At 36.0% G+C, this 16,653-nt stretch carries 13 protein-coding genes and 1 tRNA gene; 1 reads left to right on the plus strand and 13 read right to left on the minus strand.

Annotated elements, in window-relative coordinates:
* Positions 1–11 precede the first annotated feature (11 nt).
* From ligA to KBW87_RS06160, 13 genes are all read right to left on the minus strand, one after another.
* On the minus strand, positions 12–2,018 hold the full coding sequence (gene ligA, locus KBW87_RS06100) for an NAD-dependent DNA ligase LigA (protein WP_057810173.1): 2,007 nt from the start codon (positions 2,016–2,018) through the stop codon (positions 12–14).
* A gap of 39 nt (positions 2,019–2,057) precedes the next feature.
* A complete protein-coding gene (gene pcrA, locus KBW87_RS06105; RefSeq protein ID WP_057810171.1) occupies positions 2,058–4,292 on the minus strand; it encodes a DNA helicase PcrA in 2,235 nt (744 codons plus the stop codon).
* Between the two features lie 86 nt (positions 4,293–4,378).
* The gene (locus KBW87_RS06110) at positions 4,379–5,017 is read right to left on the minus strand and encodes a glycoside hydrolase family 73 protein (RefSeq protein ID WP_057810169.1); all 639 of its coding nucleotides are present in this window, start codon (positions 5,015–5,017) and stop codon (positions 4,379–4,381) included.
* Between the two features lie 86 nt (positions 5,018–5,103).
* Positions 5,104–5,188 (minus strand) — tRNA-Leu (locus KBW87_RS06115).
* Between the two features lie 53 nt (positions 5,189–5,241).
* Positions 5,242–5,700: a SprT family protein gene (locus KBW87_RS06120; RefSeq protein ID WP_057810167.1), complete on the minus strand. Its 459-nt coding sequence runs from the start codon at positions 5,698–5,700 to the stop codon at positions 5,242–5,244.
* Positions 5,701–6,402, minus strand: coding sequence for a glycosyltransferase family 32 protein (locus KBW87_RS06125; protein ID WP_057810165.1), 702 nt, complete (start codon positions 6,400–6,402; stop codon positions 5,701–5,703).
* Between the two features lie 2 nt (positions 6,403–6,404).
* Positions 6,405–7,835 carry an oligosaccharide flippase family protein gene (locus KBW87_RS06130; RefSeq protein WP_057810163.1) on the minus strand — a complete coding sequence of 477 codons (1,431 nt, stop codon included), beginning with the start codon at positions 7,833–7,835 and terminating at the stop codon, positions 6,405–6,407.
* Between the two features lie 9 nt (positions 7,836–7,844).
* Complete coding sequence (locus KBW87_RS06135) at positions 7,845–8,993, minus strand: CDP-glycerol glycerophosphotransferase family protein (protein ID WP_057810161.1); 1,149 nt, start codon at positions 8,991–8,993, stop codon at positions 7,845–7,847.
* Between the two features lie 87 nt (positions 8,994–9,080).
* Positions 9,081–11,750, minus strand: coding sequence for a calcium-translocating P-type ATPase, PMCA-type (locus KBW87_RS06140; RefSeq protein ID WP_057810159.1), 2,670 nt, complete (start codon positions 11,748–11,750; stop codon positions 9,081–9,083).
* 177 nt (positions 11,751–11,927) lie between these two features.
* On the minus strand, positions 11,928–12,758 hold the full coding sequence (gene nadE, locus KBW87_RS06145) for an NAD(+) synthase (RefSeq protein ID WP_057810157.1): 831 nt from the start codon (positions 12,756–12,758) through the stop codon (positions 11,928–11,930).
* Positions 12,755–14,233: a nicotinate phosphoribosyltransferase gene (locus KBW87_RS06150; protein ID WP_057810155.1), complete on the minus strand. Its 1,479-nt coding sequence runs from the start codon at positions 14,231–14,233 to the stop codon at positions 12,755–12,757. The genes nadE and KBW87_RS06150 overlap by 4 nt, the downstream gene beginning before the upstream one ends.
* A 77-nt stretch (positions 14,234–14,310) precedes the next feature.
* A complete protein-coding gene (locus KBW87_RS06155; protein WP_057810153.1) occupies positions 14,311–15,405 on the minus strand; it encodes a glycosyltransferase in 1,095 nt (364 codons plus the stop codon).
* Positions 15,405–16,136, minus strand: coding sequence for a WecB/TagA/CpsF family glycosyltransferase (locus tag KBW87_RS06160; RefSeq protein ID WP_057810151.1), 732 nt, complete (start codon positions 16,134–16,136; stop codon positions 15,405–15,407). The genes KBW87_RS06155 and KBW87_RS06160 overlap by 1 nt, the downstream gene beginning before the upstream one ends.
* 122 nt (positions 16,137–16,258) lie before the next feature.
* On the opposite strand from KBW87_RS06160, the gene tagD reads away from it, so the two are divergent.
* Positions 16,259–16,645: a glycerol-3-phosphate cytidylyltransferase gene (gene tagD, locus KBW87_RS06165; RefSeq protein ID WP_057810149.1), complete on the plus strand. Its 387-nt coding sequence runs from the start codon at positions 16,259–16,261 to the stop codon at positions 16,643–16,645.
* Positions 16,646–16,653: the final 8 nt, after the last annotated feature.

Raw genomic sequence — 16,653 nt, forward strand, 5'->3', positions numbered from 1 at the left:
TTACTATTCCTTTATTTCAATTGTGCAATTGCTTCCTCTTCAGTTAAAAGTGGAATTCCTAGTTTTTCAGCTTTCGCATATTTAGAACCCGCATCTTCACCATAAATCACATAATCAGTCTTTTTAGAAACCGAACCTGTAACTTTGGCTCCACGTTCTTGAAGCTGTCTAGTAAATTCACTCCTAGTAAAGTGAGCTAGCTTTCCAGTTAACACTACTGTCTTTTCTTTAAAAAAGTTATCTGGAACAGCTTCTGGTTCATCCTCCCCTAAATATTGCATATTAACGCCGCTATTTTTAAGATCTTCAATTAATTCTTTAGCAGAGTCTTGAGCAAAATATGTAGTCATGGACTGGGCAATTGTCATACCTATTGTATCGATTGCCGCTAATTCTTGCACCCCTAGAGTCATAATCTTTGACAGATTTTTAAATTTTTGTGCTATTAATTTAGCCGCTTTGGCTCCAACATGATCAATTCCAAGACCAGTAATCAAAAGTTCAACTGAATTCTTCTTTGAATTTTCAATTGCTGTCAACAAATTATTAATCGATTTTTCTTTAAAATGATCTAATTGAGATAAATCCTCCGCAGTTAAATGATACAAATCTGCCACATTATGAACCAAATCTTTGGCAATTAACTGTTTAACAATCTTAGGACCAAGACCAGTAATATCCATCGCTGTTCTAGAAGCAAAGTGAATAATACCTTCTTCAACTTGTGCAGGACAAGATGGATTAATACATCTTAGTGCCACTTCACCTTCCAGATGAACGAGCTCTTGACCACATGATGGACAAAGAGTTGGGATTTCGTAAGGCTTTGAATCTTTAGGACGTTTGCTCAAAATCACCTTTGAAATTTCAGGAATGATATCGCCAGCTTTGTGAAGTAAAACAGTGTCGCCGATTCGGACATCTTTTTGTTTTAATAAATCTGCATTATGCAGAACTGCTCTTGAAACAGTAGTACCAGCAAGTTGAACCGGGTCCATAACTGCAGTTGGAGTAACGACACCTGTTCTTCCAACTGTCCACTCAATGTCTCTAACAACAGTTTCTTGCTCTTCTGGGGGAAATTTATATGCAATTTCCCAGCGCGGAACTTTCACTGTATTACCCAATTCTTGTTGCAAACTTAATTCGTCTACTTTTAAGACGATTCCGTCTATTCCATAAGCTAAGCTATCACGCTTTTTAGTATATTCATCAATAAAGTCAAAAACCTCATCCATACTGCTTAACTTTTTGCCCGTTTGATTAGTGTGAAAACCAAGCTTAGACATCTCTTGAATAGCCTGATGCTGACTAGTTATATCTTTTGGTGGATTTACCCAAGTATAAATAAAAGTGCTTAAATCACGTTTTTTAGTCACTTGAGCGTTAAGTTGTCTCAAAGATCCAGCAGCCGCATTACGTGGATTTGCAAAAACAGCCTCTCCTTTTTCATCACGCTCTTTATTAAGGCTGGCAAACGCTTCTTTACTCATGTAACATTCCCCACGCACTTCAGTGGTGATTTTTTCGGGTAAAACTTGGGGAATATCTTTAATATAACGAGCATTGGCCGTTACATCTTCACCGATACTCCCATTTCCACGCGTTGACGCTCTCGTCAACTTACCGTCTGTATATTCAAGTGAAAGAGAAAGTCCATCAATTTTAAGTTCTACATTATAAGCCACGGGATGGCCTACTAATTTTTGCATCCGTTGATCAAATTCTTTGAGCTCTTCTTTTGAAAAGACATCCCCCATTGAAAGCATCGGAATCTCATGCTCAACCTTTGAAAAATCAGAATTAACTTGGCCTCCGACTCTTTGAGTAATTGAGTCAGGCGTTACAATTTCCGGAAATTCAGCTTCCAGTTCCAGCAACCGATTATAGTTTTGATCATAAACGTGATCCTCAACTTCAGGCGCATCTTTTGAATAATAATCTTCAGCCCATTTATCAAGTTTCTTTCTTAAAGATTTTGCTTCAGTTTGGGCTTCATCAAGAGTGATTTTTGCCATTTTATTCTCCCCTGATAAATATTTAACAACTGTTTTATATTATACCTTTTTAATTGGAGCAAAGGCAGCTAAAAGTCTCTTAATCCCTTTGCCATCAAAGGCAATATCTAGCTCCATGTCTTCACCTTCGCCATTGACCTTAACAACGACTCCGCGACCCCAAGCTTTATGTTCTACTTGATCACCAACACTCCAGCCTTTCTTTTCTGCGCCAACTGCTCCAGAAGCTTTTTTAGCCTGAGAGGTGTATACACGAGCTGTTTGCTTTTTAGTAGAAAATGGAGCAGCTTGTTCAATTAAATTATTGACTGTATTCAAAGAATTAGATTGCTCTTCTTCCAAGTCCTTTTCATCAATTTCATTTAAAAATTGTGAAGGTGGATTGTATTCTACTCTTCCGTATCTCATTCTAGAAAAAGCGCTAGTCAAATAGAGTTCTTTCTTTGCTCTAGTAATTCCCACATAAGCTAATCGTCGTTCTTCTTCAATGTTATTTTCTTCCATTGCACGTGCTACTGGGAACAAACCATCTTCCATTCCAATTAAAAATACTACTGGAAATTCTAGCCCTTTAGCTGCATGAAGTGTCATCAAAGTCACTTGATTACCATCATCATTTAAATCGTCCTGATCGCTTAATAATGAAACCTCAGCCAAAAAGTCAGATAATGGATTAGACTCATCTTCATCCGGTTCATAGTTTTCCTCAAAGCGCTTAGTTACTGATAAAAATTCATCAATGTTTTCTAAACGAGTTTCAGCTTCAATTGTATTTTCTTTCTTTAAAGCATCTACATAACCAAAATCTTCCAGAATCTTCAAAGTTAGATCAGTTACATTATTATTTTGAGCAAAGGCAATCGCATCATGAAGTTTTAAAGCAAACTCTTTTAACTTGTTAGCTGCCCGAGTAGAAATATCGGATGCATCCACATTATCCATTGCAGAAAGAGGGGTAATTTGGTTGCTATTAGCAAAATTAAAGAACTTTTCAACTGTAGCAGCTCCAATTCCACGCTTTGGCACATTGATGATTCTATTTAAGCTTAATGCATCGGCAGAATTTGCCACCAATTTCAAATATGCCATTACATCTTTAATTTCTTTTCGATCATAGAACTTGTGACCACCAACAATTTGGTAAGGAATATTTGATTTTACAAAGGCTTCTTCGACAGTTCTTGATTGCGCATTTGTCCGATATAAAACTGCAAAGTCTTTATAGTTGCGATTTTTATCTTTTACTTCTTCTTTTACCTTAGAAATAATATAATGCGCTTCGTCGTCGCCATTTTGTGCCTTATAGTAAGTGACTTTTTGTCCATCTCCTTGATCAGTCCAAAGATTCTTAGCTTTGCGATTTTGATTATTTTGAATAACAGAGTTAGCGGCAGACAAAATGTGGCCAGTTGAGCGGTAATTTTGTTCAAGTTTAACAGTTTGAACGCCATCTTTTTTATAATCTTGCTCAAAATTCATGATATTTTCCATGTTTGCACCACGCCACCCATAGATTGACTGGTCAGCATCCCCGACAACACACAAGTTTTTATATTGAGCCGCCAAAGCATGAGTTAATTGATATTGTGCTTCGTTCGTATCCTGATACTCATCCACTAAAATATAGCGAAACTTATTTTGATAAAAATGTAAAACATCCGGTGCTTCTTTAAACAAGCGCAAAGTTTGCATAATCAAATCATCAAAATCCATAATTTGATCTTGTTTTAGCCGCTTTTGATATTCATGGTAAATTCTTGCCGTTGTTTTTTCAAAAGGCGAAGCAACATTTTCTTCATAATCCTTTGGAGTCAATAAATCATTCTTAGCATTAGAAATATAAGAAATGATTTTACGTGGTTGATACGTTTTAGGATCAATATTTAAATCTTTTTCAATATGCTTAATCAAGGTTAATTGTTCTGCAGGATCAGCAATTGAAAAATTATTGCTATAACCGATTTTTTCGGCATCTCTACGTAAAATTCGGACACACAACGCGTGAAAAGTAGACATCCAAATACTATCAGCAGCAGGACCCAATAATTTTTGTTCACGTTCGCGCATTTCACTGGCCGCTTTATTAGTGAAGGTAATGGCCAAAATATTCCATGGACCCACCCCTTGTTCTTCAACTAAGTAGGCAATTCTTCTGGTCAAAACTGAAGTCTTACCACTTCCTGCACCAGCTACAACTAAAAGCGGGCCTTCAGTAGTTTTAACAGCTTGTTTTTGCTGGGGATTCAATCCAGCTAAAATAGATTCTTCGCTCATGTTTCTTCCCTTCACAATCAAAAAATTAAATATAGCCTAACTATTATAACAAAAAAGATTAGAACAAAAGTTCCAACCTTTTAAAATTATTTATCATATTTTTCCAAATCGAATTGTTCAATTAAGTTTGTCAATTTTTCTGCATAATTTGGATCAGTGGCATAATTATCTTGAACTAAGGCTTTAGCTTGTGTCTTATAATCTTTAGCAGCTAGGACATGCTTATACTGTTTCGGATTCCAAGTAGTTCCATTTTGGAAAAGCCGAGCGTGAGCTCTAATTGAAGCCTCATAGGAGTCATAAATTTGGAAACGCGCTTTTACTTCCACCCATTTACCATTTTCATATTCTTTAGTTGTCAAAACAGCAGACGTATTAGGATTAGTACCTTTTACTCCAAACAAATTATTATATTTTTGCGAAAGCGCGCTTTGACCATAATTACTTTCTAAGCATGCCTGGGCAATAGTAATACTTGGAAGTAAATCATATGATTTATCAACATTTCGGGCAATAGGTCCAATCTTTTTAATAAAGGCTTTTCGCTGGCGCATCAAACGTGCAGCTTCTTCTTGACGCTGCAACTGCTCCATTTTATATTGTTCTTCTCTAGCAGCAGCCCGGCGGTAATAATGAAAACCAACTGCACCTACTGCTAGTACAACTAAAATAATAAAAATTCGAATTATAATCGATAGAGTTGAAATTTTACGTTTTTTAGCCATCCAAGAATTCCTTACACTTACTTAATCAACCAACACAACTCGGAATAACAAAAAAGAAGCCACTCTACAGTGACTTCTTTAATAGGTGCGGGCGAGAAGACTCGAACTTCCACGATCTAAAGCGATCACAAGATCCTTAGTCTTGCGCGTCTGCCATTCCGCCACGCCCGCGGTACTTAATTATAGTACCCTAAATATCTCACTTATGCAAGAGAAATTTTAAATTATTTGAATTTTTCTTTCAAAATTAGCCTTCCCCCGCATTTTCCGCAACAAAATTTTCTAATATCAATCTTCCTCATTCTAAAATATCGCTGCTGGCAATTCTTGCAGATGTACAGATAATTGGCTTTCTTTGTTTTTCTCAACCCAATATCAGGCGCATAGCGACTACCATCGACTTTTTTGAGCAAATTTCTGAAATCATGATCGCGATGCCGGTAACCTTTCCCAGCTAAATGCAAATGATAATGGCACAACTCATGCTTGATGATTCCTTCTAAATACTTCGCATATTTCGGTTCTAAAAAATGTACATTAATTTCTAGATGATGATCGTCCAAATGATAACGTCCACCAGTTGTACGCATCCGCCGATTAATTTTAACCTCATGAAGGAAAGGTTTACCAAAAAACTTCTTTGAAATCTTTTCAACTAATTCTTGTAAGTGCCTTTGATCCATTTAACTTCTGATGTACTTGGCATACAAAGCAGCTTCGCGCTTAGTTTTAATTCTAACCTTTAACGCAGTCACTATTTTTCGTTTTAAGGGTTTTTCTCCTTCCATCCAAGTTCCCGTAAAGACATGAATAGTCTTAGACTCAGGAGAAGGATTACATAAAACTCCATCGGGGTAAATATGGATGCCTGTTTGAAGAATTTGCTCGTGATTATTAGGTTGAGCATGGTATTTATTTTTTAAAATATCAGAAACCGATACCGTATTTACACCTGCTAATTGATCATTTCTGTTAAATTCAAAATCACGATCCTCATAATAATCAAGCATATCTTTTAAAAGAGGATGATGCTTTTGCGCACCAAAGACAGCAGTAAATGGGTTGTCTTTGTTTTCAAATCCAACAAAGGCCGCATTATCTAGTAATTCTTCTAAATTATCTAAAACCAGGACATCCGTATCTAAATAAATACCTCCATATTCATAAACAGCTTTAGCTCGAATATAGTCAGAAACAAAGGCCCACTTTTTAGCCTTATAAGCCTCCTCAACATACTTATTTTCATGAATATCAAAATTATCTTCATTCCATTCGATAATCTTGTAATCTTTCAAATGCTTACGCCACGTCTTCATACAGCGCTGAATATTCTTAGGTTTGGGATTACCTCCCACCCAGACATAATGAATTATTTTTGGAATCATAGTTATCCTTTCTTTAAAAATTTCTTGATCAACACAACAATATCTTGATTAAAGTCTAATTTAAATGCAAACATTAATCCGACATAAAGAATAAACATCAAAATTGATTTCACTGCCATATTAATAAAAACTGATGGAATCAAATTCGGAATGGCTAATCCAACTACAAGAGCAATAATGGCGATCAAAAAGTACTTAGGTATGTCCTGAAAGGCATATCTAAAATCATACCCGTCTCGCACAATCCAGAGTCTTAAAATTAAAACCACAAATTCAGTAATTAAGATTGCGATTGTCGCACCAACGGCTCCAAAAGGTCGATCTAATAAACAACTCAAAACAACTTCCACAATAGCTCCGATAATTACCGGAATAGCATAATCTTTATCACGCCGATTTGCCAAAGCGAATTGATTGGCAAAAACACCCCCCATGGGGATCATAATGATTGTCAGAGTGAAGAAAAACATTAGTGGCGTCATTGGAATATACTTTTTACCAAAGAAGAAGGGAACAAACTGTTTAGTATTAGCCATAATAATTACAGAAAACAGCGTCCCCAGCATGATCGTCGCCTCAAGAGACTTCTTCAAAATCACTTTTTGCGTTTCTTTTTCCTCACTCGCCATCTTGGGCATAATTACCAGGGAAATACTCGTAATCACCCCTAAAACCATGTTAGAAATTCTCTGCGAGTTATCATAGAAAGATACTTGAGTTGAATTTTGGAAGAAACCTAGAATTGGTTTATCTAATGAAGTATAAATTTGAGTTGCAATCTGAGGAATAAGCAAAGTGATGATTGCCTTAATTGAGGTTTGGTATTTATAAAAGTGCTTTACTGGTTTTCCAACATAGCGATGAATGTCAAACCAAAAGACAAAAGACCCCAGCATAGTTGAAACGGACATAATCAAAAAATATTTCCATAAGTCTCCAGGATTTTTTACCCAGAGCAAGATCAAAACTACGCTAACTAATTTAACCGCTGTATTTTTTAAAACTACTCGGCCAAAATCAGCTAATCCTTGAAAAAACCAAGAGATATCAACTTGTGCTGAAATAAGATATGGAATCATCAATAAAATATAATTCCAATATTGCACTTTGAGAGTACTACAAATGACAATGGTCAGCAAAATTGTCACAATTCCAGCAATAGCTTGAAAATACCACAAGCCCCAAAAAGCTTCAGTTAAGTCTTGCATGGAGCCATAGGTTCTAGTCCGTGAAATTGTCCGCATCCCAATGTAAGAAACTGACAAAGTACAAAACACCATCAAAAATTGAATAGTATTATTTACACTACTATAAATCCCATAAGTTCTTGGTCCCAAAACTCTAGACAAATATGGAACTGTAATTAACGGCACCAACACCAAAAAAATCTGATAGACCGCATTATACAAAATATTTAAGAATGTTCTCTTCACTATACCCACCTAATTATTTTGCGTCATGGCATTAAAAGCTTGTTCACAGTAATTGTTACCTTTAACTTGATTGGTCAAATCAAGCCAATATAGACGGCGATTATGAATTTGGCGATTATCAAGCTCATCCAGATTACCTAATAATTCTTCTTGAGAATTAATGCAAATCCCGGGCGTAATTTCTTCATAGGGTCCCATTAAAAGACCACGTACTTTTTCATACTGCTTCAAATAATTAGTAATAAAGATAATTGGTTTATTTAAATGTAAGTAATCAAAATAGATTGAAGAAAAGTCCGTCATCAAAAAGTCTGTATCGCCCAATAATTCATATAAATCATAATTATGATCAAACAAGTAATCATTGTTTAAAAAGGCAATATTTGAATAATGACTATCAAAATTTTCAAACATGCGCATTTCATAGGGATGCAATTTTACGATTAAATATTGATGACGCGCCTTTAAAGCTGCATTCAATTCTTCACCATTAAAATCGTTAAAGGCAAAGAAATTTCCAGATTTAATTTTCTCCATCACAGATTTATCTTCAAGTTCATAACGAAAAGTTGGCATGTAAATTCCAATTTGAGCCTGTGAGTCTTCGGTATCAAACAAGTCTTTTAAAAGCTCTTCTTTAGAAATAACCGGATTATTCAAGGCATCTAAACGGGGAAAACCCATTTTACGATATTTTTTTCCTTCAATTGCAATACAGGCGCTCATTAAGCTTTCATACAAATCCGAGTTAGAAGCAACAATATCGGCATTCTTATGCCACAATTTTTCATTACGCTTATTGTCGCGATAGCGCGTATTATTCGCCATAATCCCCATCCGCTTAAGGGGAACTCCATGCCAGAATTGTAGATTAATCTGGCCTTTTTTTACTTTAAAAGGTTGATGCGTAGTAATAACATAACGTGCACTACCAATTTTTTGCCAGCTTTCCCATTTTAAGTGTGAAGATGGCCACGGTTCAATCAAACTTACATTAAATTCGGGATGATTTACTTGTAAATACTTGTAAAAGACATACCCATTCGAGCCGGATCGACCTGCTCCATTCAAAATCACAATGCGATTATCTTCAACTGCAGTAAACTGACATAAGAATTTCATCCAATTAAGATAAACCCTAAACAAAAAACTCTTCATTAAAATCTTCCTAGCTAAATATACTTATAGTTTAGAGTACAAAAAAAGCCTGAGTAAACTCAAGCTTTTTCTGTAAATTTGTAAAAATTATTGTTTGCCCATTTTTCTTTGGAAGAATTTAACGATCTCAACAATAATGATTATCAATAATCCAGCTCCTAAAACAACAACCCACTGAGGACCATCAAGTTCGGTCACATCAAACAATTTTGTCATAAATGGCAATTCTACCGCTGCCATAATGATTGCGGCAATAATAATTGCTCCGTTAAACCATTTATTTGAAAAAGTATGCGGTCTAAAAATAGATTGGTGAATATATTTAGAGTTAATAGCATGGAATAGCTGGATCAAGCCTAAAGTCAAGAAGGCCATCGTTAAAGCGTCCGCGTGTTGCAAAGTGGCATTTGAAACATGGGGACCGACATGTAAGCCAATTTGGTAAGCACCTAAAACTAGAATACCTTCTAAAATACCTTGATAAATAATAGAACTCGCTACGCCGCCGCTAAAGAAATTAGAATCACGTCCCCGAGGCTTACGTTTCATAATCCCTTCTTCGACTGGTTCAACACCCAAGGAAATAGCTGGAAGGGTATCAGTAACTAAGTTAATCCATAATAATTGAACTGGTGCTAAAATGTCCCAACCAAGCATGGTCATCATAAAGACTGTTAAAACTTCACCGACGTTACAACTCATTAAATATAGGATGGCTTTTTGAATGTTACTGAAGACTTTTCTACCTTGTTTAACAGCTTCAACAATCGTCGCAAAATTATCATCAGCTAAAATCATATCACTGGCACCTTTAGAAACTTCAGTACCCGTGATACCCATTCCGATACCGATATCCGCTTGTTTCAAACTAGGCGCATCGTTAACACCATCACCGGTCATGGCTACGATTTTACCATTTTGTTGCCAAGCTTTCACAATTCTAACCTTGTGTTCTGGTGAAACCCGCGCATAAACACTATAGTCACTAACATGCTTAATAAAGTATTCATCGCTTAATTTATCAAGTTCAGCCCCGGTCAAGACACGCTTGTCCTGTCCCGGCTTCAAAATTCCCAACCTTTCTGCAATCGCTTGGGCGGTAACTTGGTGGTCACCAGTAATCATTACAGTTCTAATTCCCGCGCTATGAGCTTCCGCAACGGCAGCCTTCGCTTCTGGACGTTCAGGGTCAATCATTCCTACCAAACCAGCAAAAATCAAGTCCTGTTCTACATTGTCAGTTGAAGGATCCTTATAAAGCTTATCAATTGTCTTATAAGCTAATCCTAAAACCCTAAGAGCCTTTTTAGCCATTTCTTGGTTAGTAGTTAAAATCTTTTTCTTTTCATCATCAGTAATTGGCTTAATTTGACCATTTTCTGAAATGTATTTGATCCTCTTCATTAATTCATCAGGCGCACCTTTAACGGCAACATAATACTTATCGCCATCTTTATTTACCGTACTCATTAATTTACGATCAGAGTCAAAAGGCACTTCTTGAATACGTTTATACTTTTCAAGTAATTCAGGAACATCAATATGTTGATCAAAGGCATATTGGATAAGCGAAGTTTCGGTTGGATCCCCTAATAAATTACCGCCATTTTCAATTTTTGTATCATTAGCTAAAACCATTGAAAGTAATGCTGAATTAGAAATTTCAATTTTATCGCTATCATCATGAATTTGATTTTGATAATAAACTTTTTCAACTGTCATTTTATTCTGAGTTAAGGTACCTGTTTTATCAGAACAAATAATGTCGGTAGCACCTAAAGTTTCAACAGCAGGCAATTTTCTTACAATCGCCTTGTGCTTAGCCATGGCTTGAGTTCCCAGTGCTAAAATAATCGTTACAATTGCTGGTAAGCCTTCAGGAATTGCCGCAACAGCTAGTGAAACTGCCACCAAGAACATATTAATCATTAAAGTTGAATTTCTTTGAGCAGGACTAACCTTTAAAATTCCCACAATAAAGACAACCACGCAGATTGCCAAAATCATAATGGTTAAAGTCTTCCCAAGTTGATTCAAATTCTTCTTTAAAGGCGTATCAGTTTCATCGGCATTATTAAGCATCGTAGCGATTTTACCAACTTCAGTATTCATTCCGGTCGCAGTAACGATTCCTTCACCACGTCCATAAGTGACACTGGTGCTTGAATAGGCCATATTTACACGATCGGCTAAAGCAACGTCATTGCCATCCAAAACGTGATCATCTTTTTCAACTGGAACTGATTCCCCGGTTAAAGCCGATTCCTCAATCTTCAAGCTGTGGGCATTAATTAAACGCAAATCGGCTGGCACGACGTCTCCGGCTTCAAGCAAAACCACGTCTCCTGGAACTAAATCAGTACTTGAAATCTCGACAATAGCACCATTTCTTTTAACATGAGCACTAGGAGTCGCCATTTCCTTTAACGCTTCAATAGCCGCTTCTGAACGCGCTTCTTGAAATACTCCCAAAATAGCATTAACAATAACCACAATCAAAATAATTGCTGCATCGGTCCATTCTTGAGCTACAACTCCTGATAAAATTGCTGCCACAATCAAAACAATAATCATAAAATCCTTGAATTGATCAATAAAGCGCATAAACAGGCTCTTCTTCTTTTTGGCAGCTAAAGCATTATAGCCATATTTTTCAATTCGGCTTTTTGCTTGATCATCATTTAAACCGTTCGCAAAAGACGTTTCTAAGTCTTTTTCGACTTCAGTTGCCGTCTCACTATAATATTTTTTCGCCATCTTATCCTCCTTAACAAAAAAGAGACTCACATGCTTGTCGCACATAAGTCTCACAAATTAAGATAAGTCCAGAAGCATTTTCCTTCGGGTGTTGGGCTTATCGCATACAAATGCCGCTACTCCCTTATGATCTAGGTCAAGTATAAGAAAAAAGTTACCTTTTAACAAGTAAATTGACTAGTTTTTGTAAAAGTCATCAAAAATTGTAACTGGCAAGTGGCGCTTGTGTTCACTCTTTTTCCAAAGCTTTTCAATTTGATCAGCTGCCTTGTCAGAAACTTCTTTTCCTTCAAGGTAGTCATCGATTTCATTATAAGTTACACCTAAAGCTACTTCATCTGGCAAATCGGGTTTTTCTTCTTCAAGATCAGCAGTTGGAGCTTTTTGATAAAGGTGTTCTGGACAGCCAAGTTCCTTAAGCATTGCTTTTCCTTGGCGCTTATCCAAGCGGAATAATGGAGTTAAATCCGCAGCACCGTCACCATATTTGGTATAAAAACCTGAGAAGTTTTCAGCAGCATGATCAGTACCAACAACTGCGCCGTTATTTGCACCTGCAATTGCATATTGAACGACCATTCTTTGACGGGCCTTGATATTACCTTTATTGAAGTCTGTGATCTTTTGACCAGTCGCTTCAACTACCTTAACCATAGCATCAACCGGTTCTTTAATATTAACAATTAGATCCTGGTCTGGTTTTTGAAAATCAACTGCATCTTGAGCATCTTGAGCATCAGCTTGAACGCCGTAAGGAAGTCGAACTGCGATAAATTGGTAAGAATCATCACCAGTTTCTTCACGCATTTCTTCAATTGCCATTTGACACAATTTTCCAGTTAAAGTTGAATCTTGGCCACCTGAAATTCCTAAAACGTAGCTCTTTAAAAATGGGTTAGCCTTTAAATAATCCTTCAAAAAGTCAATTGAACGTCTAATTTCCTTTTTAGGATCAATTTCTGGTAATACATGTTCATACTCAACTATCTTTTTTTGTAATTCCCTCATCGGCCAATACTTCTTTCTCTAATCTTACGACGAATATCTTGAATCAAGTTCATCTTGCTTTCGTACAAGTCTTGTGACAAATCAACTGGGTATTCTTGAGGGTTCAAGCTACGCTTGTATTCATCCCAAAGACCATCTAAATTATCAGCAACGAACTGTTTAATTTCGTCAAGTTTAGGTTGTTTGTAAACCAACTTACCATCTTTAAAGATATCATGCAAAAGTGGGATAGCAGTATAGTCAGTTACCACCTTATTAATGTAGTCATATTGAGGGTGGAACATGAATAAAGCATCAAATTTTCTTGGATCTTCAGTATCACGTGATACCCAATCGCCTTCATTCTTTTTCGCAGTATTGGCACTAATTCTCCAGACTTGCTTTTTACCTGGAGTGGAAACCTTAATTGCATTTGAAGAAATCTTGAGTGTATCTCTCATTACATGAAAATCATCTTCAATAGCTACCAATTTATAAACTGCACCCAGCGCAGGTTGATCATAAGCGGTAATATACTTAGTTCCAATCCCCCATACATCGATTTTTGCACCCTGCATCTTAAGGTTGGTGATAGTTGTTTCATCAAGATCATTTGAAGCAAAAATCTTCGCATCGGTATAACCAGCATCATCAAGCTCTTTTCTTACTTGCTTAGAAATATAAGCCATATCGCCAGAATCGATTCTGACTCCTAAAAAGTTGATCTTATCGCCCATTTCATCGGCAACTTTAATTGCATTTGGTACACCGCTTCTAACAGTATCATAAGTATCAACCAAGAATACACAATTTTTATGAGTTTCAGCATATGCTTTAAAGGCATCATATTCACTACCAAAAGCCTCTACTAAAGCATGAGCATGAGTTCCTGAAACTGGAATACCAAACAACTTTCCCGCACGCACATTACTAGTAGAATCAAAACCGCCAATATAAGCTGCACGAGCTCCCCATAAAGCCGCATCAGTTTCTTGAGCACGGCGAGAACCAAATTCCATCAAGGCATCCCCTTGAACCGCTAATTTAATTCGAGCTGCCTTGGTTGCGAGTAATGTTTGGAAATTGATAATATTTAAAATTGCCGTTTCTACCAATTGACATTGAGCAAGAGGACCTTCCACTTGCAAAAGAGGTTCCTTAGCGAATACTAATTCTCCTTCTTTCATTGAGCGGATAGTCAACTTCAATTTTAAATTACGTAAATATTCGATAAAATCGTCATCGTAATTTTCGTTTTCTTTAAGATACTCCAAGTCACTTTCGCTAAACTTTAAATTTTGTAAATACTTAATTACATGTTCAAGTCCAGCATAAACTGCATAGCCATTACCAAATGGTTCTGTACGATAAAATGCTTCAAAAACGGCATTGCGGTCTGCAATTCCTTTTTTGAAGTAGGTATACATCATATTAATTTCATAAAGGTCTGTGTGCAAAGCTAACGAATCATCTTTGTCTAATTCTGGATAAAACATTATTTCCTCTCATCTATCCTATGTAACAGTATGCTTTAATTATAACCGCCAAAAACTAGTTCATCAATGTCACAAACTTACTTAATCATCAAATTGTATACTTTTTCAATAGATTGTAGTTGATTTTTAATAGAAAAATGACTTTCCAAATATCGTTTTTCATTTATCGCAATCTGATCTAGCTCTTTTTTAGGTTTGTTTACGGCTTCTTCAATTGCATTGGCAATAGATTCAACGTTCCCAATTTTAGCAATAAATCCATGCTCAAAATCTGGAATCATCATCTTAATATCACCGACATCTGTTGATAAAATTGGCACCAAATTATCGCTTGCTTCAAGCAATACTAAAGGAAAGCTCTCTGAAAAAGATGTCAACACTGCCAAATCTGTAATTTGATAAAGTTGCTCCAACTCCTTTTTAGATAAAAAACCATGAAAAGCTACTTGCGGAGATAGATCCAATTTTTGAGCCAGTTTTTTAAGCGAGTCAAGTTCTGCACCATCGCCTGCAATATGAAGGCGAATATGATCATCATCTAATCGCTTTAAGGCTTTTAACATGAGAGCTTGACCTTTGATCTTTTCAGCACGCGCAACGTTAATAATATTGAAATAGGGATGTTCATATTTGGCTGGAATTTGACTATCGCTATGAAAGAAAATCCCATTATAAATGACGTGGATTTTTTTAGATTTAATTTTTACTTTAGTTTTCAATAATTTCGCAAACTTCTGCGTAATAGCAAAAATATAATCTGCCTTACGCAAAGCGTGAATATTCAAATCGGTAAAAATTTTGCCTACAATTCCTCTATTTTCAAAATCTAAATAAGGATCAGAGTGGACAGTAATACACCATTTAGCCTTAATTTTATTTCTAATTAGCGAAACATATAAATTAGCGCGCGCACCATGAGTATGCACGATATCATAATTGCCGTCATTAATAAATTTGGTTAATTTCTTTAAACTAGCTAAATCATAGCGACTATTAGTATTTAGAATATGGGTTTTAATCCCCTTACTTTTAGCCGTTTCACTTACAGGCCCTTGTGCAAGAGTCAAAAGCTCCCAATCTTGATTTTCTAATTTAGCTTCAGTGAGCAAATTAATAATGTGAGATAGTCCTCCACCATTTTCTAAGCCAGCATTAATGTGCAATACTTTCATCATTGGTCACCTTTTTTCGATTGCTTAACGCGGACGACAAATTTAGGCAACACCATCATTCGTTTAAATCTGCTTGGATTAGTAATTAAACGATAAAACCACTCCAAATGAGTTTTTTGAAAAGCTTCGGGTGCTCTTTTAACAAGTCCTGAAAAGACATCAAAGCTCCCCCCAACTCCCATCATTAAAGCTGGGGTAAGATCTTTTCTTAAAATCGAAATTAATTTTTCTTGTTTTGGAAAACCCAAGGCTGCAAAAACAAGATCAGGAGAAGTTCTTTCAATCTTTTTAGCAATTGTATTCAAATCTTCCTTAAAGTAGCCATCTTGAGCACCCACTAATTGAATATTGGAATAATTACGTGCAATTTCTTCTTGAACTGCATGAATGACATTAGGCTTAGCTCCAATTAAATAAACACGCAATTCACGTTCATTAGCCAGTTGCATTAACCATGTAAATAAATCATAGCCAGTCACTCTTTCAGGAAGTGGCTGATTGAGCATTTTAGCTGCTTTAACAATTCCAATTCCATCAGCAGTGATATAATCTGCATCATTTTGTAAAATTTCCATATATTCAGGATCTTCATTAGCTGCCATAACAATTTCAGGATTAGCAGTGACTACAAAAGTTGATTCATGATTATTGATTTTCTTAATAAATTCATTTTGAAATTGATTAAACGTCTTATTATCAAACTGTATGCCTAAAATATTTACTTTATCCATGAGCCATTTTCCTCTATAGTTACATTATTAATCTATTTTATCAAACATTCGTGATTTTGCTTATGTAGAATAATCACATCTGTGGTAACATTGAAAAAGTTAATCATTGAAGGAATTTTAAAATGAAAAAAGTTATTACATACGGTACATTCGATTTATTGCATTATGGGCATATTCGGCTTTTAAAAAGAGCGCACGCGTTAGGTGATTATTTGATCGTCGGTCTTTCAACAGATGAATTTAACGAATTTCAAAAACACAAGGAAGCCTACAATACTTATCCTGAACGTAAGTATATCTTAGAAGCTATTCGCTATGTAGACGAAGTCATCCCAGAAAAAGATTGGGATCAAAAAATTAAAGATGTTCAAAAATACGATATTGATACTTTCGTCATGGGAGACGATTGGAAAGGAAAATTTGACTTCTTAAAGCCTTATTGTGATGTAGTTTATCTTCCACGCACCCCTGGAATTTCTACCACCAAAATCAAAGATGATTTAAAGTAAAAAAGACT

Origin of the sequence: Lactobacillus intestinalis (genome assembly GCF_024397795.1) — a bacterium.
Lineage (GTDB): Bacteria > Bacillota > Bacilli > Lactobacillales > Lactobacillaceae > Lactobacillus > Lactobacillus intestinalis.

Bases quoted from the DNA above. Each gene is read 5' to 3' on its own strand.
- ligA (WP_057810173.1), bottom strand. From the start codon at position 2,018: ATGGCAAAAATCACTCTTGATGAAGCCCAAACTGAAGCAAAATCTTTA.
- pcrA (WP_057810171.1), bottom strand. From the start codon at position 4,292: ATGAGCGAAGAATCTATTTTAGCTGGATTGAATCCCCAGCAAAAACAA.
- KBW87_RS06110 (WP_057810169.1), bottom strand. From the start codon at position 5,017: ATGGCTAAAAAACGTAAAATTTCAACTCTATCGATTATAATTCGAATT.
- KBW87_RS06120 (WP_057810167.1), bottom strand. From the start codon at position 5,700: ATGGATCAAAGGCACTTACAAGAATTAGTTGAAAAGATTTCAAAGAAG.
- KBW87_RS06125 (WP_057810165.1), bottom strand. From the start codon at position 6,402: ATGATTCCAAAAATAATTCATTATGTCTGGGTGGGAGGTAATCCCAAA.
- KBW87_RS06135 (WP_057810161.1), bottom strand. From the start codon at position 8,993: ATGAAGAGTTTTTTGTTTAGGGTTTATCTTAATTGGATGAAATTCTTA.
- KBW87_RS06140 (WP_057810159.1), bottom strand. From the start codon at position 11,750: ATGGCGAAAAAATATTATAGTGAGACGGCAACTGAAGTCGAAAAAGAC.
- nadE (WP_057810157.1), bottom strand. From the start codon at position 12,758: ATGAGGGAATTACAAAAAAAGATAGTTGAGTATGAACATGTATTACCA.
- KBW87_RS06150 (WP_057810155.1), bottom strand. From the start codon at position 14,233: ATGTTTTATCCAGAATTAGACAAAGATGATTCGTTAGCTTTGCACACA.
- KBW87_RS06155 (WP_057810153.1), bottom strand. From the start codon at position 15,405: ATGAAAGTATTGCACATTAATGCTGGCTTAGAAAATGGTGGAGGACTA.
- KBW87_RS06160 (WP_057810151.1), bottom strand. From the start codon at position 16,136: ATGGATAAAGTAAATATTTTAGGCATACAGTTTGATAATAAGACGTTT.
- tagD (WP_057810149.1), top strand. From the start codon at position 16,259: ATGAAAAAAGTTATTACATACGGTACATTCGATTTATTGCATTATGGG.